The sequence below is a fragment of the Sphingobacterium sp. Ag1 genome (assembly GCF_000988325.1).
Lineage (GTDB): Bacteria > Bacteroidota > Bacteroidia > Sphingobacteriales > Sphingobacteriaceae > Sphingobacterium.
In genome coordinates this window covers 386,025-407,607 of sequence record NZ_LBGU01000043.1, presented here as the reverse complement: position 1 = coordinate 407,607, position 21,583 = coordinate 386,025, and the positions used below count along the sequence as shown (strand labels likewise).

The window sequence follows — 21,583 nt, the reverse complement described above, 5'->3', positions numbered from 1 at the left end:
GGCCTACTCAAACATGGGCTATGTTTACGCTAGCATCCATGCTAGAAACAGAAGCGATCATAGATGCCAAAAAAAGCGGGCTTCCATTTAATGGAAGCCCGCCTTGATTTAATCGCAACTGCCAAACTCCATTGATCTAAAAATAATCTACCAATATTATAGACCTTATTTATTATTTCCTATATTTGACTATTACATTCAATCAACTAAACTTTTTTAACATTTAAGATCCTTTATGAAAAATCAACAATTCAACATCCTATCCATGCGAATGCGTCGCTAACAAAAAGCTACAGTGTTCTGCTGTAGAAACATTCCCTAGAAATCCTGCAAGTAATCAATTGGCGTTGGCACTTGTTTAATTTTAACTATTAATCCAAATCCTATGAAAAACATTGGAGTACGGCTGTATTCTATCTATTTTCTATTGTTCTTTTTTTGGGTACACCCCACTTATTCACAGAACAAACCCAAACCTATCGTAAACGCAACCCTTGAGGGCCATATCATTGACGCTTCTACCAAACAGCCTATAGAAGATGTCACTGTGCAATTGGACGCTGTTACCCATGCTGTGAGAACCGACCGGGAGGGTAAATTTCAATTTGTTACTGGACAGAAGCTCCCTTTTAAGGTCAAGCTAACGCATCTCAACTACAAGTCGCTAGCCCTTGTTATCGACAAAAGCCCCATTGTTATTGAGCTTAGCCCAGCAAGTAAAGACCTGGAAGAAGTCGTGGTAACCGGTGTTGCTCAAGGTACAAGCCGCAAAAAACTATCCTTCGCATTGACCAAAGTAGACCAGGAACTGATCGGCACCGTTCCTGCTCTTGATGCCTCCACGAGCTTACGCGGAAAAGTCGCCGGCCTTCGTATCGACCAGTCGGGGGGCAATGCCGGGGCATCGGTATATCTCCGTGGGTCAAAGTCCGTGACCGGAGAAATAGAACCTTTGATCGTGGTGGATGGCTTCGTCACTGCCCTCCGTCTTTCAGATTTTAATCCCAACGACATAGAGAGCATTGAAGTTGTCAAGGGAGCTGCAGCTTCGGCCTTATATGGAACCCGCGGCGAGGGCGGAGTCATTCAGGTATTGACCAAAAATGGCAAAAAGGAGGGGAAACTGAATATCGCCCTTGACAACGAACTTGGTTATTCGAGTCTGTTATTACTTCCTCCCCTATCCTATCAGCATCATTTCAAGGTCAACCCAGATGGATCTTTCCTATTGGTCAATGGTGCCCGGGTGATCGACTACAAGGAAAATGGTTTTTCGGTCAATCTGCATCCCTATAAAGACTATGTGGACAATACCAAAAATCTATTGGGTCGGACCAGCTATTTTACAAATTCCATATCTGCGGCAGCAAGTGGTGAAAAATATAACATCTATTTATCTGCGCAAAACCAACACAAAGGCGGTGTTTCACCAGTCGTCGATGCAGACAAAAGACAAAACATCCTGTTCAATCTTGGCTACCGGGTTTCACCCAAGATTACAGCCGATCTGACCACGCAGTACAGCTTCTTCAATACACCTTCGAGTGCTGTATCCAGCCGTTCGGATGGATTGCTTTATTCGACGTTACTTGTCGAACCTTTTATCGATCTCAGTGAAAAGAATGAATCGGGAAAATATGTCTACCTTCCCAAGGGGAGCAATCTTTCGGGGCAACAATGGACGAATCCTTTCTATCGACTGAGCAATGAGGAATATGCCTATCAGACCGAGAATCTGCTCTTGGGCGGAAAATTAAAATATGCAATTACCGAACACCTGAGTGCCGAAGGTGCTCTTTCCTTACAGACAAAACAATATAATACCGAAGAATACTATCCAAAAGGTTATCAAACCATTGTCCCGGATGTCATCCTCAACAACGGAAACTATCCTTTAAGAACCTCTAAAAGCACCAGCAAAAATGGTCAGCTACAGTTAAATTATAACCGCAGAACGGAAAAGCTGGATTGGGGACTTACCGCCAAGTATGTGTATGAATTTGCATCACAGACAGGTTTCAATGCATCGGGGCGAAATCTGACGGCACCGGTCAAAAGCTTGGATGTAACCGAACCGAGCACCAGGGTCATTTCATCCAATTGGGAAAAGACAGTTAATCATGGCTATTTCCTCAATGCGAAGTTTGCCTGGGCAGATAAGTTATTTGTCGATGCTCTGGGTCGGCTCGATCAGAGTTCACGGTTTGGCCGCGATGTGGGTACGGCCTTTTTTCCCCGGATTTCTGCGGCCTACCGTTTAACGCAGGATATCAAGCTCGATCCACTGACAGAATTCAAGCTGCGGGTGGCTTACGGAAAAGCGGGAAGCCTTCCTCCTTTTGGAGCCAAAGACAGCCGGGTCAGCATCACCAATACAGGGGGTGTCAGCTATACACAAAATGATAATACCGACCTGAAGCGGGCAGTTACCGCGGAAACGGAACTTGGTTTTGATGCCGTTTTATTTAAGCGACTTAATGTGCAGTTCAACTACGCTTTTTCCAATAGTACCAACGATTTTATATCTGTCCCAGCCTTTACACCAATTTCGGGCTCAGCAAGCATCTACGACAATCTGGGCGCTGTAAAATCAAATTCACTCGAACTGGAGATCAATGGAAAAGTGCTCGAGCATAAAAAATTTAGTTGGTCATCGGGCCTTACTTTCAGCCGTGTCCGTAGCCGGATTACATCACTGGGCGATGTTCCCGAATTTACATACAACGGTTACCGAAAAGCTGTCGGCGCCAGTACCACAGCAATCTATGGATACAGTATCCACTCGGATCTCGCGCAACTGCAAACCAATGCCGACGGATTTGTCATCAATGCCGGTAACGGTACAAAACGGATTGAAGATTATGTGGTGAATGACTTTGGTGTTGTCGTCGAAAAAGCAGCTTTGGGTACGGCAAATGAAGCTCCCGTATTTTATGTCAATGCCGCAACGGGTAATGCCAAAATTATAGGCGATGCGAATCCAGATTTTTTACTGGGCTTTACCAATACCTTTAATTACGGGCGTTTTTCACTTTACAGCGTGCTGGACTGGCAGCAAGGAGGACAGAAATTCAATGAAACTGCACAATACCTGACCTATGTGTATCGCTCAGAATTTTCTGACCGAAGTGCGGCCGCCGGCAAACCGCTAAACTTTACCACGCAGGTATTCAACGCTTCCCAAGTGACAGATTATTGGATCGAAAAAACCACCTATTTGGCCCTTCGCGAGCTCTCGTTATCCTATAAACTTCCTACAGAAAAACTAGGCCTTTCCAAGGTTCTGAAAAATGCCAATTTATCCCTTATCGGTAGAAACCTGTTTATCTGGACAAACTACAAGGGCGTTAATGTAGATGGAATCGGACAGGATGGATTCAATTACCCTTCCTACCGTATTATATCCGGCAAGTTAACCTTCAATTTTTAACCTAATCAGACAAAGCAAAACATGAAGAAGATATTTTTTGGTTTAGCCGTTCTTTTCACATTCGGTTCATGCGAATCGATCGGATTTGATGATCCCTCGACATTGACGAATGCCGAAGCAATAGAAAAGATAAAAAGTTTGGGCTATGTACTCACAACAAGCAGTGTGCAGACCACTTTTAATACCACGACCAATAACGCAGGTGGTTCCCATTTTAGCCTTTGGGCAGACCAGTCAACCAATACCAATGGCAGCCAGTCCTGGTGGGATTTTGCGAACGAGCCGCGGTTACGTTTGAACAACAATTCGGCTTACCGCGGTAATGCAGCAGTTCGTGAGGTGTATTCCAATTTTTATCAATCCAATTTGGATGCCACCAAAGTGATCGACCTGATCGAGCATCAAAAGTTAACGATCTATGATGACAAGGGTGCCGACCGGACTAAGGACTGCCTTATCGGTGCCTACTACGCAAAAGGTGTCTCCCAGGGTTACCTGGGCGCAATATTCGACCGCGGACTGATTGTCGATGATGTTAACCTTAAACTCAAGGAGTTTCCCAATTCGTATAAAGAGCTGATCGAGAATGGCATCAAGCACCTGGATAAGACCTTGCAGCTGATTGCCGAAACGCCCAACCTGAATTTCGATTTTTTAAAGGGCGTCACCATTTCCAGAGGCGATCTTGTATTGCTGATCAATTCGCTTTCTGCACGGATCCTTTCCTCCGTAGCACGGGACAAAGTCGAAGCAGAAAACCTAGGTTCCCCTTATTGGAACAGAGTTCTTACCTATGCTAACAAGGGTTTTACGACCGATTACACCATCACCACTACCGTGGGCGGCTATTATAATGCCTTGGTCGATGTACTAGAACGGCCCTACGGAACGGCCTCGTATGTGCCTGCAGATATTAAAATAGCCTATTTGGCGGATAAAACAAAAAAAACGCCCACAGCCTATCCAACCAACAACAGCATTATTTTGGCACCTATCGAATCTGACGATAAACGTTTCTATCAATATTTTACCTACACCAATAATTTCGGCATTTTACTGGAAGCAAGGGGAAGGGGTCTCTTTAGCAATTACATGCGGTCCAGATGGATGTATCCCAAATTGTCTACCCTCAATGTTGCCGGTGCTGTCAACCCTTACTTTTTGGCTGAAGAAACACGCTTGTTGCGGGCCGAAGCAAAATACTGGTTGAAAGATTATCAGGGTGCTGCGGCTGAGCTGAACGTTTCGAATGCCGCCCGCAAACAAAAGGGTGGTCTTCCCGATGTGATAGCCACTGCCAGTGCACTACGAGACGCCATTCATTATGAATATGCCATAGAAATAGATGGAGCAGGGGGTACTTTTGTACCCTTCACCTTCATGCGGAGAAATGATCTGCTACAAGGCGGTACTCCGACCCAGTTCCCCATACCGCAGATCCAGCTCGAGCTCATTGGGGAACCTGTCTACACCTTTGGCGGGAAAGACGCTGCCGGTGAAAAAGGCAAGTTCGGTGAGCTCGGTACAGCGCGGGACAATGGCTGGAAGCCAGCTTCCCCTTAAACAGCGGCAACTAACCATCGCTAATAGAGGCCTTATGTTTTCTGCGTTGTACCAAACAATGCGAAAACAAAGGCCTATTTTTCGTCTGCTTATTGCAAAAGCTTCTGCTGAAAAGCGAAACGGATCAAATCTGCCGTATTCTTACTTTTTGTCTTATCCATCAAATTTTGGCGATGTCCTTCAACGGTTCGTTTGCTTAGAAAAATTTTATCCGCGATTTCTACAGCTGTAAAACCCTGGGCAATCAGTTCCAGCACTGCAAACTCCCTGTCGGAAATCTCATACTGTGCCAGGCGCGAACCTACATCGACCGTAGCACTGCTCTCGACGTTATAATCTTCCATAAAGCGCAAACCGAAATTGGTCATCAGATACTTGTGACCTTGCGCCAAGCGCAATAAGCCAAACAAGATCTCATCATAATCGCCACCTTTCGATAAATAGCCATCGGCCCCACCCCGAAAAGCTTCAGCTACCTGAACGGGCTCTTCGATCATGGATAATATGGCAAACTTGACGTCCGGATAGATTTTTTTGGCCATCCGGATAAAACTGATTCCATCCATCCCCAGCATATTCACATCAGTTAAAACCAGATCCGGCAATGTATTTTGTTCGAGATAGACTAATGCGTCCTCAGCACTGTCTACCTCAGCCACCACCGAAAGCTTGTCGTGGGTATCAATAATCAAGCGTATCCCATTTCGCACAAGCCGGTGGTCATCAACTAAAAGAATTTTAGTCATTTTTCCTCCAATCCTACCAAGATACTTTATTTTTTTTATTTAGTTATTTTTTTTAACGAGTTCACGTAAAAATCCCGTCCCGCTTACTTGATCTTTCGCCATATTTTTTCGTTGCCCACCTGATCATAGTTGGGTGCCAGCGCAGAGAAGCGCAGTGTCTCCTGACTGCCTAAGGCAAGGTAACCAAATGTTTCGAGGCTTTCATCAAAGAGCGAGAGTACCCTGGCCTGCAACTGTGCATCGAAATAGATCAGCACATTACGGCAAAGAATCAGCTGAAAAGCGTTAAATGAAGCGTCACTCACCAAATTATGAGAAGCAAACACAATGCGTTCCCGCAACGTGGAATTGAGTTTCACCCAGTTGTAATTAGCGGTATAGTACGATGAAAAATCAGCCTTCCCACCCGAAAGCTGATAATTTTCGACATAAGATTTTAGATTTGCCATCGGAATGACAGCCCGCTTTGCCTGCTCGAGCACCGAAGGGTTTATATCGGTGCCGTAGATCAGCGATTTGTGCAGGAGATTATCTTCCTGTAATAGGATGGCCAGCGAATACGCTTCCTCACCTGTCGCACAACCAGCTATCCATATACGGATAAAAGCAGAGGTGCGCAATTTGGGTAGGATTTCCCGGCGAAGATGTGCAAAAAAGCTTGGGTCACGAAACATTTCCGTCACATTGACCGTCATTTTTTCGACAAATCGCTGCAGGTATTCCGGATCGTGGACAACACGGTAACGCAGCTCGGCAAAACTCGCAAAATTATCCAGCAGACAAAGCTGGTTGATCCGCCGCGATAAGGAGGCTTTCGTGTAATGGGTAAAATCGTAACCATAGAGACGCTCCACATCCTCCATCAGGATCATCACCTGCTCTTGGCTGACAATTTTTTTTCCCGTAATCATCCTTTTATTTCCCCTATTAGCTGCACCAGAAGTTCAATGTCTATCGGTTTGGAAATGTAGCCATTTGCTCCTGCAGCCAGACATTTTTCACGATCGCCGGTCATGGCTTGTGCCGTCACCGCGATGATGGGCAACTCACAGGCATTCTTTGTTTTCCGAATCAGCTGGGTGGCTTCGTAACCGTCAATCTCGGGCATCATCATATCCATGAGGACAAGGCCTATGCCGGCATGATCCCGTAACTGAGCAAGTCCCTCTTGAGCAGACAGGCAGCCTATCGCTTGAAAACCTCTTGACTTCAGGGCCAATTTCAACGCAAATATATTGTTCTGATCATCGTCGATGATCAATATGGTTTTGTTCTTATCCATGTTGTTTATTTATTGCGTTATTATTCATACATCCATACCCGCAACAGGGACAAAAGCTGATCAATATCCACCGGTTTGGATATATAATCAGATGCTCCTGCGGCGATGCATTTTTCCCTATCCCCCATCATTGATTTGGCTGTGACAGCAATAATGGGCATATCTTTGTATCGCGGGTCTTTTCGGATCGAAGCAATCGTTTCGTAACCATCCATTTCGGGCATCATCATATCCATTAAAATCACCGCCACATCCGGATTATCTTCCAACTGTTTTAGCGCATCTTTTCCGTCCGTTGCCGGCACTACAGTCATCTGATATTTTTCGAGCGCCTTGGTGAGCGAAAAGATATTTCGGATGTCGTCGTCTGCTACAAGTACCTTTTTGCCCTGCAAAACATCCTGCAAAAAGCCAAGCCTGCCGGGAGCTTTGATCGAAGGACCGCTATTTTCCTCCACGAGATGTAGAAATAACCCCACTTCGTCCAAAATACGCTGATAAGAGTTGGCTGTTTTTACAATGATGGAATCGGCGTAGCGTTTCAATTTCATTTCCTCTACTTGCGAGAGATTTTTACCGGTAAATACAATAATCGGTAAATTTTCAAGCCCCTGGTTGCGTTTTACAGCTTCCAATGTCTCGTAGCCAACACGGTCCGGAACGCCCATATCGAGAATCACACAATCTGCCGTATCCGAACTCAGCGCCACAATGCTATCTTCGACATTGTTCTTGATCTCCGAGGCAATGTCAAAACTTCCAAGGAAGAGCGACAGCGCTGCCGCATGTTTGGGATTTTCTTCAACAATGAGTACTTTTTTGGGATGCCGCGTGAGGGCATCCTCTATTTTTCGGAACATATCGCCCATCTGCTCCAATGCCATCGGTTTATTGATAAAGTCTATTGCGCCCTGCAGCAGGCTTTCTCTTTTGACCTGTAAAGAAGACATAATATGCACTGGTATATGTCTTGTCTTTGGATTTTCCTTGATCTCAGCCATGACCTGCCACCCATCTTTGAGCGGAAGTTGAATATCCAGCAGAACCGCCAGCGGCATATAGCGTGCTACCATCTCCGCAGCAATATCACCACGGACAACAACGATACCCTTGTAGTTTTGCTGGCGCGTATACTTCAGCAGGATTTTAGCGAACTCAATATCATCTTCGACGATCAGGATAAATCGGTCGCCTGCAACGATGCTGTCGCGATCATCGGGAATATCGGCTGGGATCGGTATCTCCAATGTCTTTTCGGCAGACAAGTTCACTGTTTGCGAAGCCTGCACTACGGCTGTAGAAGCCCCTGCAGCAGAGTCCAGCGCTATTGGCTCCACATCACCGGCCACCGGTAACAATTGCTCCGCGCCGAAAGCAGCTGGCGTGGCATCCGAAATTCGCTCCGGAAGGATCAGCCGGAATACACTGCCTCTATTTTCTTCGCTTTCCAGCAAGATTTCACCTCCGAGTAGGCGCGCCAGTTCACGGCTGATCGAGAGCCCCAGTCCTGTACCACCAAATTTGCGGCGTGTGGAACCGTCAGCTTGTTGGAAAGCTTCAAATATCAGATGCTGCTTGTCTTTGGGTATCCCGATTCCCGTATCGCGCACTTCAAAGACAATACGGTCGCTCTGCGATTGTTGGCGATCAATAGACAAAGTCACCTTGCCCGCTGCCGTAAATTTGATCGCATTCGACAATAGATTGCGTAAAATCTGATCGAGGCGCTGCTTGTCTGTTTCGAGCTGCAGCGGCAACCCTGCGGCCGCGGTCATCTCCAATCCCAGCTGCTTGTCGGCGGCGATTGGTGCGAACATCGCCGTCAATCCATTCAATATATCGGCAAAGAACACAGGCTGTACATCTAGATCCATTTTTCCAGATTCTATTTTGGAAAGGTCCAGAATCTCGTCTATCAAGGTCAGCAGGCTTTTTCCCGAACTTTGAATCACGGCTGCCGATTCCATCTGTTCGTCATTGAGATTCCCATCCGAGTTTTCGGCCATCAAGCGTGAAAGTAACAGAATTGAATTGAGTGGTGTACGCAGTTCATGCGACATATTGGCCAAAAACTCAGACTTATAGCGTGTACTCTGTTCAAGCTCCGCCGCCTTTTTCTGTATTTCCTGATTGCGTTCGGCAATCTCCACATTTTTATCTTCCAGCAATTTGGAGCGCTCTTCCAATTCACGGTTAGACTGCACCAATTCTTCCTGCTGTACACGGAGTTCCTCTTCCGAGGCCTGCAGCTTATAGGTATGCATTTCGAGGCTCGAATTGAGCGATTCCAGTTCGGTATGCTGCGCCTGCAGTTCTTCGGTCTGCGCCTGGGTTTCTTCCAATAAATTCTGTACCACCAGTCTGGCCTGCGCAGCCGCAATTGTCGTACCTACCTTTTGCACCGCATCCCTAAAAAACGCCAGCTGAATGCTCGAAAAAGGTTGTAGTGCGCCCAGCTCCATTACACCGATACAGTTGTTACCATCAAAAACAGGCAGTATAAAAAGGTTGTTCACCAATACCTTCCCAGCAGCAAAGCTGATGACATAATGGGTATCTTCGAGGTTTTCGAATAACTTTTCTTTCTTGTCTTTAAAGACCTGGCCGACCATGCCCTCACCTGGGGCGAAGCGTTTACGTTCGGGATCTTCGAGTCCATAGGATCCCCTTAAGACAAGCTCATCTTGTTCCATCAGGTATATAGCGCCGTTTACACAGTTGCCATATTTTGTCAGGTGGCCCAGCGTGACAGCCGTGAGCTCTTCCTGCTGTTTATTACCCATCAACAGGTTACCCAGCTGGGTTAGTCCAGCTTGATGCCAGTTGTTATTATTGAGTTCTTCAAAAGATGTTTTGAGCGAACGCGCCATTTCATTGAGGGATCCCGTTAGGCTCCCCAGATCGTCCTGTTCGCCATCCTGTATCTGCATATCATAATGCCCGGCCGCTATCTCCCGTGCGATGCGCTGGGTAATGCTCAGCCGCCGCTGGATCTCTTCGTCTTTACGTTTCAGGTCATTCTGCAGCTGCTCCCGTTGAAAGAAATCCGCTCGCAGGCGGAAGTAAAAGAAGAGGGTAATCAATAAGGATACAACAGCGGCCAGTAATACAAAGATGGAGGTATAGCCCGAAGAACGTCCGAGTTCTTCCGAACGCTTGTTGAGTAAAAGTTCTTCACGATCGATAATTTTGCTGATCAGCAAACGGCAACTGTCCATATAGGTTTTCCCCTCCTCAAGCTGCGATACGGAGACCATTCCACCACGCTTTTTGATATTGACCAGGCTTTCAAGCTTTGCCAGTCGGGATTGCACGAGTGTGGATAGCGTATCGATTATCTGCTGTTGCTCGGGATTATCGGAAGTAAGGTCGTGCGCACGGCTCAGCGATTGGGGCAGCGACTGAAGACCGGTTTTATAAGGCTCCAGAAATTTTTCCATACCTGTAAGCAGGAAGCCGCGCTGGCCGGTTTCGGCATTCTGCAGGTCCTGCAGAATTTTGTTGACACGGCTCATGACACGCCGGCTGTGGTCGACCATCGCACTATTATGGTTCTGCTTATGGATACTGATATAAGAAGCCGTTGAGCTCGCTAACAGGATCAACAGGGATATTCCAAAACCTATCTGCAGGTTTCTTAAAATAGTTTTAGGCATGCTTTTTCATCAATTGAGTTAAGACTATGCCAACCGATGGTCTAGATGGCGGCCAAATATAGCAATAGGGAGCCTAAATTAAATCCTACGCCCCCGGGCCTCAACCATCTTACCGTATTTTAACAAAAAGTTGCGTATTTATCCGCTCTCCGCAATCTTCCCAGCAATGATAGCCGATGTGGCGGCGCAAAAATCAAGGCCTGAATAATCCGGATTATAGCCGCCCATATAAGGCACGGCCATCATAAAAAGACGTTGACTGGCGCTACCGCCGTGGTCTACCAAACCAAAGCTGTCATCGATCTTTACCCCGGGTACCTGCAAAAAAATGGCGCCATCCGGTGCCACAAACATATGATCGTTGCCTGCCAGCATTTGTTCCTTGGCCTGTTCCACGGAGCGAAACCGTAAGTAAGCGCGACTGACCTGTCCATTGTCGACCAGACTCCTGAAAGGAAATTCTTCAAAGTTCAAAGGTCGCTGTCCCACACAATCCACAAATGTCTTATAATGCGTTTTTATTTCGATCCCCGATTCATCGGTATAAAAATAATTGGCACCGCGGTCGTGCGCAGGCTCAACCCGACTTTCGGTACCAACATTGACCACCTCCAGCCGACCAGCATCGTGCAGCGCAAGCAGCTCGCGACTGGAACTCTGCGGCACAAAAGCGATGACAATGGAAATCAACGGCATGAGTACTTTTTTTAAACGCAGCATATCTTCTGCAGACATGTACTTAGCGGGATAATTTAAGGTGAAACTCAAGGCAGAAAGCACTTCTTTCCAATAGATCGATTGGCGTTTTCTGATCGATTTCAGCGCCTGTTGGTGCTCCTGACGAAATCCCTCGAAGGCGTCTTTCTGTTCCCTTAAATGGAGTACTGCCTCTACAAAGTCTTCCAGGCTGAGCTTTTCCACGATCGCATAAAAATCGGGATCCCTTTCCTTGAACTGCGCTTTAAAATTACGCTCAAACAGAAAATCCAATGAGACGAAACCTTCATTCTCAAGCCTGTTAAGCATCAGTTCCTCTTCGGAGATCAAGAGGTTATTGGCTAGGAAGGGTTCTTCCTGATGGAAGCGGATCGCAGGAAGCAATCCACTGCGGGTATGCATAAATAATTTAAAATTTTCGCTTCCCGGGTCGATCTGATACCTTAGCTCACCGGTCTTCAGGGCTTCAAAAGAGCCATTGTGGCGAGCCAGGGTACGAATGGCATCTATGGCCGTTAGGGAAGCGCCGCGTATCCCGACGGCATGATTGGTTTTTAAGGCCAACTTGGACGGTGGATAGGGAGACTCAAAATAATGTTCGACATTGCCCTCATACTTGGTTGGCCACTTATGTCCGGTACAGATGACCACCTTGTCTACGATATAGGTATCGGTGCTACCCACCATAATTTTAACCTGCGCCTGGCCTTCGAGGTCAATAATATCAGTAACCTGGCTAGCGAGGTGAACCTGTGTTTCAATACCCTGTTCATCCGCCATCCGCTTCAATAACATAAATTGCTCCGACAGGTAGCGCCCCAGGAGCAGCCGTGGAACTACTTTGTAGCGATTAAAATCGTCCACATCGATTCCATAGGTACGGAGCGTGGCCTCTGACAGGGATTGAACATAGTCCTCAATCGTCGTGACCAGTGCGGGGATTTCGTGATCCGATACGTTAGTCAGATGTTCCGGTGTAGCACCTTCATAGCTGTAAGGCATTCCTGCCCCCAATTGCTTGCGGGACTCGAAAATAGATACTTTGAGACCGGGGATATTCCTTTCGATCAATCTTTTGTACATAAACAGGCCACTGGGTCCGCCCCCGATAATGGCTACATGAATGTTTTGTTGCATAGTTTTCGTTGCCTGCCTAATGGACAGTATTCGGTTTTAAGAACAAGGGCAAATTGCAGAAAGTTTTAAGCAGATTTATTCCCGTACAATAAAAAATGGGATAAATACGGGCTACGATTTAAATACCTGAATATCGGATTCTGCAAACGATCATGCAACGCCTGCTGTTTTTCGAATAAACAATAATGATAACAAATAACAATATTATGGAAAACAACATCAACAATCCGGAGATCATCAACGACATTATCAAAATCAACAACGACCGCATCGAGGGTTATAAAAAAGCAATTGATCTGGCAACCAGCCACGGCTTGGATAAACTAATCCCAACATTTCAAAAATTTATCGGACAGTCGGAAGAATTTATTGCTGAGTTGACACCTTATGTTGAACTTGAAGGCAAAGAACCGACAGACAGCACCATGCTGAGCGGTAAGCTTTTCCGCGCCTGGATGGGAATAAAAGTGAATATCACGGGAGATGACGAAAGAAGTCTACTCGAAACCTGTGAGCAGGGCGAAGATGCATTCAAATCCACCTATCAAACCGCTTTGGCTGATGGATCGGAAGAGCTCTCGCAAAATGTGCATAGTTTGATCAACACGCAGCTCAGCAAGCAGCTTGAAGCGCACAATATCATTAAGATGCTGCGTGACAGCAAAACTATCTAACTTTAAATTGTAATTTTCTTTTTCACAAAAAATACCGAAGGATAAATCCCTTCGGTATTTTTTTGAAGTTATATTTTTAGATTGACTTTTTCACCCGCCGGTAGTTCAAGCTCGAACAATTTCCCGGCATACTTCACCCGACATTTCTGTTTCTTTTTGGCTTTTGCTGCAGCGCTGACCAGTTGACCATTTTTCCATTTCAGATCAATTTCGATCGCTCCCCTAGCTACCAGGCCCTTTATCTCGCCATCTTTCCAGCTGGCCGGAAGCGCCGGAAGCAGCTCAATAAAATCTTCATGGCTTTGCAGGAGCATTTCCGCCATTCCGGCAATCACGCCAAAGTTACCGTCGATCTGAAATGGAGGACATGCATCAAACATATTGTAATAGGTACCGCCACCGCCGTCATATTTGGTATCCATATCCGCTGTAGGGCGCAGTTGTTTATTGAGCAATTTCAGTGCCCGATCGCCCTGCTGCAATCGTGCCCAAAGCGCAATTTTCCAGGCGTAGGTCCAACCCACCCCATCATCGCCACGTCTTTCCAACGACTGCTGCACAGCTTTTGCCAATGCAGGCGTACGATCCAACGTGATTTCATTTCCCGGGTATAGCGCAAACAGATGGGACAGATGACGATGAGCAGGTTCTACCTCCTCAAACTCTTCGGCCCATTCCATCAGGCGCCCGTCATGACCAATTTTTGGACGGGCCAGTTTGTCCTTTGCGGCCTTCAATGCCTTTCCAAAAGCATCGTCCTTTAAACCCAGTATTTCCGACGCAGCCAGTGTGTGCTCAAATAGATTGAAAATAACCTGCTGGTCATGCGATGGCCCCATACTGATCTGCGCAACAGAGCCATCGGGCGCTTTAAAGGAATTTTCCGGCGAAGGTGAAGGCCCCGAAACCAGCAGTCCTGTTTTAGGATCCGTTGTCAGCCAATCCTGGTAAAAAATTGAAGCCTCTTTTAGAATCGGATAAGCTTTTCTTAAAAAGGCTTTATCCTGTGTAAAGGCATAATGCTCCCAGATATGTTGGGCAATCCAGGCTCCGGCCCCGATATGCATCCCCCAGCTTGCACTTTCCCCCGGAGAAGTGTAGCCCCAAACATTCGTTATCGGATGCAGCGCCCATCCCCGCATCCCATATTGTATCTGGGCTGTTTTGCTACCTGGTGCCACAAGCGATGCGATCAGATCCATCAGGGGGCGATGTGATTCGGATAGATTGGCTACCTCCGCAGGCCAGTAGTTCATCTGTACATTGATATCGGTATGGTAATCGCCATTCCATGGTGTTTGTATCTTATTGGCCCAGATTCCCTGCAGGTTGGCAGGAAGACCGCCTGCTCTCGAGGAAGAAAGCAATAGGTATCTGCCGTACTGAAAATACAGGGGATATAAGGCCTGTTCATTTCCGCTACGCAAATTATTGGCCATCAGCACATTGGTAGGCATATTATTGGTACTATTTCCCAGCTGAAAACTCACCCGTCCCATAAACGAAGAAAAGTCTTTGATATGACGATCCCGGAGCGTCTGGTACGATTTGGCCGCAGCCGCTTTCCGTATTTCGAGATGTTCTTTTTGATAATTGGCATTAATATAGTCTGGATAATGCTGTTTATAATTTGTTTTTGCGGTTACGATAAGCGTCAACGCATTGGCACCTGTAACCTGAATACCGGTTTTGGTCTGGCTACTGATTTTTCCGCCCTCCAGGACCGGTGTCACCTCAGCTTCATACTGCATACCATTTCCACCCCGCCCATTATCGAGCACGCCAAACATGCGCAGTCCATGCTTTGCCGTAACCTCCGTTGCAAACCGCTCGGGCCGGTCCAGACTGAAGAGCACATTGATCGCCCCAGCTTTGTCTGCAGTGAGCCGGATAATGATCGCCTGATCGGGGTGACTAGCGAAAACCTCCCGTTTAAACTTGACGCTATTTTGGACAAAAGAACTGGAGGCAATCCCTTTCATCAGATCCAGTTCACGGTGATAATCCTGATAAGCGGCATCCGTACCAAAGTCAAGCCGTAAATCGCCCAAGGTCTGGAAGCAGCCAAAAGGAACATTGGCGCCATTGCCACTTCCCGATCCTTTTCCCTTTGTAATCTGGGTTTTATTGGTCAATTCGGTTGCTTCCTTATAGTTGCCCTGAAACAGTAGTTCACGGATCTTCTGCAGGGACTGTGAAGCCGCAGGATTGTCGCCTGCGTCGAAGCTTCCACTCCATAACGTCATTTCGTTTAGCTGAATCCGCTCGTGGTTGACATCGCCAAAAACCATAGCCCCAAGGTTTCCATTACCAATGGGTAGGGCTTTCAGCCACTCGGGGTCACTCTCCCAGCCATTTTTGGAATCTACGGCTAAGGCATTTGCAGGTTGTTCAAACCAGATACTGTTTTCTTTCTTGGCTCCAGTCTGCGCAACAGCAATTTCCACCGACAGGAGAAAACAGAGCGCAAGACCAGTACATATACGGTTTAGCATTGATGTGTTCAATTTCATTGAGGTTTACGATTCGATTTAGGGATGCAATGCCGACTGTTCGCAATAGAAAAGCACTGAATCCTCGCCATATCATCAAAAATAAGGATAGCTATTGGCAAACACATACACTTTATTGCTCTTTTTAGATGCCCTATTAACACATTGTGTTCCTTCCGTATAAAAAAGTTCAGGATTCTGTGGGCATGTTAAACTTTTGCTCTTATGCGGCTCAATGTAGATTGCGTTATCCCCAAATACGAGGCGACGATACCCAATGGTGTGCGTTTTAAAATCTCAGGATAACGTTCAACAAGATTTCTATACCGGTCCACCGCGGGCAACATCCGTAGCTCATTGGCTTTCTCTTCACTTTTGATATAATAACGTTCGGTCAATACCCTACCGATGAAATTAAATTCGGGGAATGTATGGTACAGCTCATTCAATTTCTCGTAGCTCAGAACCAATAGACGGCAGGGCTCCAGTGTTTCAATTGCTTCGAAACTCGGTTTTTGACTAAAAAAGCTATAGACCGCAATAGCGAGCTCCCCTTCATACAGCAGCCAGGAGCTGATCTCGTTACCCGCCGGATCAATATAATAAGTATGTACACCGCCCTGGAGAATGAAGTAGATCTGCTTTTGAACCTGTCCGATATCAATCAGACGAACCCCGGCTTTCACATCGATCACATAGCTATGCGTTTCGATCAGCTGTTTTAAATCGTTCGACAGCGGATGAATGCTTTCAAACAGCTTTACAATAAGATCTGTGGCCAATTGGCTATATCGATTGGTCTTTTTTTGCATACAATGAATCTATCGCACTAATGGCGTGCCAGCAATAAATTACCCTAAATATACACGATAAGCATGCTATATTTTTTGCTTTTTGGCAAAAAATACTTTCGACAAATTGCCAAACTTTGGTTATGAAAGGTAAGCGATAAATCCGCTGTGCTTTTGGCGCTGGCGTTATTATTTAACTGTCAGCAGACATTTCACCTATAGAAACTGGGATGAAATCAAAAAAATAGGACTACGCCACCCGCCCTGAACAGTAGGTGGCAAAAATTTTCAACCATATGAAATACATCAAATACAGTTTGATTGCCGTCAGACGAACAGGAAAAAGTAATAATTTACATGATATTAAGTGTTTAATACATGCCTTGTAATCTTTAAAAACCGTTTTTTGAGTGATCACTTTCAATCGATTATGAAGATTGGTGTACGTTCCCATTTATTTCATTAAATATGTTAAGAATCTATGCAGCCAATTTACGCGAAAGCACTTTCAAATTCAGGAAATAGGATTTTTGAAATCCGACACGAAAATTGTCCCAAACTTCTTTCCGAGTACCATTTTCACCGTGAATGCCAGCTTACCTACATCATTAAGGGCAAAGGTCAAAGCTGCATAGGAGATCAGCTGGAAGACTTTGAAAGCGATGAGCTGACTTTTATTGGTCCTGGTTTGCCACACGTCTGGTACAACTCGCCTACAGAAACCGACCAGGAGCAAAACGTACAATTTATCATCTTGTATTTCGATCCAGACGCCCTGCTGTCTTTCTGCTCCCTATTATTTGAAACAAGCAAGCTGAATGAGCTGTTGGAAAGATCAAGGCAGGGTATGCTATTTTATGGAAACACAAAAAATAAGCTAAAAAGGATATTGCGAAAAATGGTCTATGCCCCAGATATAAAAAAGACAGCCTATTTCTTTACATCTTTAGCTATTCTACTTCAAACCGAAGAGTACAGTGTCGTATCCGGTAAGCCCTATAACAACGGATCCCCCCGCCGGGAGGGTGAAATTATTTATAGTGTTTACCAGTATGTATTCAAAAATTTCAACAATGAAATTTCTTTGGAGGAAGCAGCCAAATTGGCCAACTTGACCAAGCCGTCTTTTTGTCGTTTTTTTAAAGCACGTACACGGAAAACATTTTCGAAGTTCGTCAATGAAGTCCGGATCAATGAAGCCTGTAGGCTTTTGGCTCAGCAAGAAAACCCGATCACCCAAATTGCTTATGCCTGTGGTTTCAACTCTTTACCCAATTTCAACAAGTTCTTTAAATCGATTAAAGGGATTACACCTTCTGATTATAAAAACAAGCTGCTATCTCCTAAAAGCTAGCGAGTAAGGCGGATGTCCTCGGATCGCAATGGCATCATTGGCTTTCCAGCCAACTCACGCATCCAATTATTAAAATCAGCATCTGATGGAATGTCAAATTTCTTGCGTAGCCTATTTTTACGGATCTGCACAGCCCTGATCGTTACATAGGTATATTCTGCGATATTTTTGGTCGAAAAGTTGAGAAAGGCCATCGCACAAAACTCCAGTTCAGTACTCCGTAGATTGGGGTCAAGTATTTTCAGCGCTTGAATAAACTGCGGATATAGTTCGGTAAATAAGATTAAAAACTCGGGATTGTTACTTTTGGCAAGTTCAATCAGGTTATTGAATTTGTTTTCCCCAATCTGTTCGGTGAGCTCTTTATTGATGGTTTCGGTTTCCTGCAAGGCCTCTTCTTTCTGTACCAATATCTCTTTGTTGTGCTTAGATCGCCATACAAAAAACGAAATCGCGGCAAGCAGCAGCACGATCGCAGCAAATGTAATTGTCGCGGCCTTCGACACCTTGGTCTCCGACTCCTGATCTTTTAGATTCAAAATCTGGCTGAGCACCTGATCGACGACCTGTCTGTTTTCATTTTCCAGGGAATCGTTGAGCCGACTAAAAGCCATTTCGTAATGGTCAGCTTTGGCGTTGTCTAGTTTTTTTGTCCGGTAAAAGTCGGAGAGCTCGCGATAAGAATTCTTCACTCCAATTCTGCTGCCGACAGCCCGTTTTTTTGCTAGACTTTCCTCAAAAAATGCAGCGGCCTTTTTAAGGTTACCTCTTTTCTCCTCCAAATCGCCCAATATGCTATAGGTATTTAGCGCAATAGGAATTTTATATTTCTTAATGAGCTCCAGTGATTTATCGAGGCATTGCTGTGCTTTTTCTAAATCACCTTTCTGAACATATAAGCTACCAAGGTTTTCATATACAATCTCATAGCGCATAGAAGCGTCCTTGTCTGCAAAAACCTTGAGGTTATCCAATTGGAGTTCGGTATACTTTTGCATCGAATCCAGCTGCCCCATACGCTGGAAGACAGCACTTAAATTTTCGTAGTTATATTGGTAAGCCTTGACTTGTTTTTCGCCAGTCAGTTTTTTGATCAGTCCCTGCTGCAGACGAAACTCCCGAATAGCCTGCTGATGAAGCATGAGCCCACCATAGGCTCTGCCACGCATGCGCCGAACGTCGGATTGCGTGAATATATCGTTCTTATAGTAGTCTGTGCTTTCCACAATATCCAGTTGTTTCAGCCCTTCTTTAAATAAACCTACTGTCACAAGACCTTCTGCTATATAAGAACCCGATTTAGCTTTCCCTTCATCGTAGTTTGCTGCTTTGGAGATATTAAACGCTTTTATCGAATTCTCGATATAAGGTAAGAGTTGCCCTTTGCTTGCGAGCTCCATCGCTTTTGCTAAAAGGGAATCTACGGTACGCTCCTGTGGCGACTTACCTTCAGCAGCTATTGTGGGTAACGTAAATAAACATAAAATAAAAAGTAAAAAATGCTTCTTCATTGTTATATTAGGTCATTATTTATCCGTAAGCAGCTCTTCGCCGCTAACAGATGAGATTCATTAGATCTTACTATTTGGCGTGCGCAAATCTAACTATTTTGAGAAATTAAACAAGGCTTCCCCCCTTTCAAAGATCTCTTTTACAATAGCCTTTTTCCGAAAAGCTCCGACTCCTCTCGATCTGTCAAAAGGCTATGTTCCGGGTATTTCGACCTCTCTCGCATCCAATTATTGAAATCCGCATCCGAAGGGATGTCAAATTTCTTCCGTAGTCTATTCTTTCTGATCTGTACAGCCCTAATCGTTACATAGGTATATTCCGCAATATTTTTTGTTGAAAAATTAAGAAAAGCCATGGCACAAAACTCCAGTTCAGAACTACGAATATTAGGTGCAAGCGCTTTTAATGCTTCAATAAAATCAGGGTACAAGTCGCTAAATAACAGCAGAAATGCGGGATTGTTACTTTTGGCGATTGCAATAAGATGATCGAACTTATCCTTGTCCATTTTTTATGACGTTTTCCATTGAATGCTCCGTTATTAAATGCAACATCCTTCGGTAGATTGAGGAGGTTTAGTTAAGCATAGGTAAAATAGGTTCCCTTTTTCAATAAAGTATTGGGCCAGGAGAACACATCGTAAAAAATAGTTATCAGCCGAAGCCGATAACTATTCCATTAAATATTACATTATCCAAATAATATTTCAAGGGTAACTATTTATTCCGCACACAACGTATTCCGATTGCGTTGTTTTGATGTATAGGCATGATGTAGACGTCGGTAGCCGTTAATATTACAGCTGGCTTAGCCGTTCCCTGCACTGTGCGATCAGCCCAATAAACCCCAAGAGCATCCGCAGGTATATGCGTGCTCACATTTCCTGATCCGCTTTCTACAACGACCGATTTGTTGTCCGGTAAGAACATATAATTGTCCAGATTTGTAGTTGGCACTGTAGCTGTTCCCAAAAACCATCCTGTCTGGCCATTGTATGTACCTCTAGCTTTTCCAGCTGCAATAAGCGATTCATATTCAGCCTGTGAAGGCGTTTGCCAGCCTGTACCTAAAACCGATGAACAATATGCCTGAGATCCGCCACCATTATGAGATCCACCCAATAGGTATTGCGCAGCTTCAACTGCAGTTGGAGGCGAACCGGCTTTTAAATTGGCCGAACCCCAGTAGTAGTTCGAGTTAGGAATATCCAGTGCACCACGAGGTACAAGGCGCAGTTTAAGATCGTATTTGATCCCTTTTTGTAGCGATAGGTTAGCTAGATCTATTAGTCCGGAGCGCACGCCTGCCTGTGTTGCATTTAATGTTACGGTTCCAAAGTTGATCTTTCCAGTCGTTGTGCCTTCGGTGATAATCAACGCGGGGTTACTTGACCATGTCAAGCCTGTACCTGTAAACGACAATGCACGATTTAGAGATTGGCCACCCTGCGTATAGGTTCCGCTCGCAAAGCTAAATGTCGCCGACTGGTAGTTAGGTGTTATTGTACCGCCTACCATGGAGGTAATATTACCGACAACATTGGCCGAAGTACTCTCCAAAGTCGCTTTGACTTCTGTAAATACATGGCTCAAAACGAGATTTTGGACCGTATTTTGTCCACTAACAACAGTTACCGACTGCTTTTTCCACAATAGATCAGCATCTGCCCCCGTCACGTTGAAGGTAATATTGGAAAGATTTTGATTCAAGTTGATCGTTGGGAAAGTCTGGCCCGGATCGACTGCCAATGCGACAAACGTATAGGTACCTGCCGATAGGTTCATGCTCCAATTGGTACTCGCATTCGTATAGGTCAATACACCCGTATTGTTGACATAATTTCCTGAAGCATCATAAGCGGCTATAAGGTATTTGGCTCCATTGTCAAGTACGGTAGGCGTGGTAGACATCTTGGTGTTTGCTGTCGACGCACGCAACGTACTCGATGAAGTTACTGCTGTTAAGGTTGCTTTAACGTCAAGTTCATTATTGAATGGAACAGTCTTATTTTGTGTTGCCGTCGCTGATGCTACACTTTTCGCTGTTGAAGCTTTCGTTTGTAGGTCTCCCTCGGGATCCGAATAAGATACTCCGGCAATTTTTATGGTTACCTCACCTTTATCAACATCGGTATTGCCGTCGTTTTTCTTGTTACAAGAAGCAGCAATAATAGTTAGGGCGAGTAGTATTTTTGTGATATTTCTTTTCATTCTTTATACAGATTTATGT

General features: G+C 45.3%; 14 protein-coding genes. 4 read left to right on the top strand and 10 right to left on the bottom strand.

Features of this window, described 5'->3' with window-relative positions; all coding sequences use genetic code 11:
* Nucleotides 1-385: 385 nt before the first annotated feature.
* Nucleotides 386-3,430 carry a SusC/RagA family TonB-linked outer membrane protein gene (locus tag AAW12_RS19265; RefSeq protein ID WP_046675242.1) on the top strand — a complete coding sequence of 1,015 codons (3,045 nt, stop codon included), beginning with the start codon at nucleotides 386-388 and terminating at the stop codon, nucleotides 3,428-3,430.
* A gap of 21 nt (nucleotides 3,431-3,451) precedes the next feature.
* Nucleotides 3,452-4,993 (top strand): hypothetical protein, encoded by a 1,542-nt coding sequence (locus AAW12_RS19260; protein WP_046675241.1) that lies wholly within the window; start codon nucleotides 3,452-3,454, stop codon nucleotides 4,991-4,993.
* 89 nt (nucleotides 4,994-5,082) lie between these two features.
* Here the strand turns inward: AAW12_RS19260 and AAW12_RS19255 are convergent, their stop codons facing one another.
* The 5 genes from AAW12_RS19255 to AAW12_RS19235 form a co-directional block, all read right to left on the bottom strand.
* Nucleotides 5,083-5,739 (bottom strand): response regulator transcription factor, encoded by a 657-nt coding sequence (locus AAW12_RS19255; protein ID WP_046675240.1) that lies wholly within the window; start codon nucleotides 5,737-5,739, stop codon nucleotides 5,083-5,085.
* Nucleotides 5,740-5,822: 83 nt separating this feature from the next.
* Nucleotides 5,823-6,650 (bottom strand): CheR family methyltransferase, encoded by an 828-nt coding sequence (locus tag AAW12_RS19250; protein ID WP_046675239.1) that lies wholly within the window; start codon nucleotides 6,648-6,650, stop codon nucleotides 5,823-5,825.
* Entirely contained in the window at nucleotides 6,647-7,021 is a 375-nt protein-coding gene (locus AAW12_RS19245; RefSeq protein WP_046675238.1) for a response regulator, read from the bottom strand. The genes AAW12_RS19250 and AAW12_RS19245 overlap by 4 nt, the downstream gene beginning before the upstream one ends.
* Nucleotides 7,022-7,041: 20 nt before the next feature.
* On the bottom strand, nucleotides 7,042-10,677 hold the full coding sequence (locus tag AAW12_RS19240) for a response regulator (RefSeq protein ID WP_046675237.1): 3,636 nt from the start codon (nucleotides 10,675-10,677) through the stop codon (nucleotides 7,042-7,044).
* A gap of 138 nt (nucleotides 10,678-10,815) precedes the next feature.
* A complete protein-coding gene (locus AAW12_RS19235; protein ID WP_046675236.1) occupies nucleotides 10,816-12,531 on the bottom strand; it encodes an FAD/NAD(P)-binding protein in 1,716 nt (571 codons plus the stop codon).
* Between the two features lie 206 nt (nucleotides 12,532-12,737).
* Between AAW12_RS19235 and AAW12_RS19230 the strand changes: the two genes are divergently transcribed.
* Nucleotides 12,738-13,205, top strand: coding sequence for a PA2169 family four-helix-bundle protein (locus tag AAW12_RS19230; protein WP_046675555.1), 468 nt, complete (start codon nucleotides 12,738-12,740; stop codon nucleotides 13,203-13,205).
* Nucleotides 13,206-13,273: 68 nt separating this feature from the next.
* Here the strand turns inward: AAW12_RS19230 and AAW12_RS19225 are convergent, their stop codons facing one another.
* Entirely contained in the window at nucleotides 13,274-15,718 is a 2,445-nt protein-coding gene (locus tag AAW12_RS19225) for a glycosyl hydrolase family 95 catalytic domain-containing protein (RefSeq protein WP_156167706.1), read from the bottom strand.
* A gap of 188 nt (nucleotides 15,719-15,906) precedes the next feature.
* A complete protein-coding gene (locus AAW12_RS19220; protein ID WP_046675235.1) occupies nucleotides 15,907-16,509 on the bottom strand; it encodes a Crp/Fnr family transcriptional regulator in 603 nt (200 codons plus the stop codon).
* 460 nt (nucleotides 16,510-16,969) lie between these two features.
* On the opposite strand from AAW12_RS19220, the gene AAW12_RS19215 reads away from it, so the two are divergent.
* A complete protein-coding gene (locus AAW12_RS19215; protein ID WP_046675234.1) occupies nucleotides 16,970-17,842 on the top strand; it encodes an AraC family transcriptional regulator in 873 nt (290 codons plus the stop codon).
* Here the strand turns inward: AAW12_RS19215 and AAW12_RS26085 are convergent.
* From AAW12_RS26085 to AAW12_RS19200, 3 genes are all read right to left on the bottom strand, one after another.
* On the bottom strand, nucleotides 17,839-19,353 hold the full coding sequence (locus AAW12_RS26085; protein ID WP_084823238.1) for a tetratricopeptide repeat protein: 1,515 nt from the start codon (nucleotides 19,351-19,353) through the stop codon (nucleotides 17,839-17,841). The two genes, AAW12_RS19215 and AAW12_RS26085, sit on opposite strands and share 4 nt — an antisense overlap.
* Nucleotides 19,354-19,493: 140 nt before the next feature.
* Nucleotides 19,494-19,862 (bottom strand): helix-turn-helix transcriptional regulator, encoded by a 369-nt coding sequence (locus AAW12_RS19205; protein WP_053003825.1) that lies wholly within the window; start codon nucleotides 19,860-19,862, stop codon nucleotides 19,494-19,496.
* A gap of 208 nt (nucleotides 19,863-20,070) precedes the next feature.
* Entirely contained in the window at nucleotides 20,071-21,564 is a 1,494-nt protein-coding gene (locus AAW12_RS19200; RefSeq protein ID WP_046675233.1) for a hypothetical protein, read from the bottom strand.
* Nucleotides 21,565-21,583: the final 19 nt, after the last annotated feature.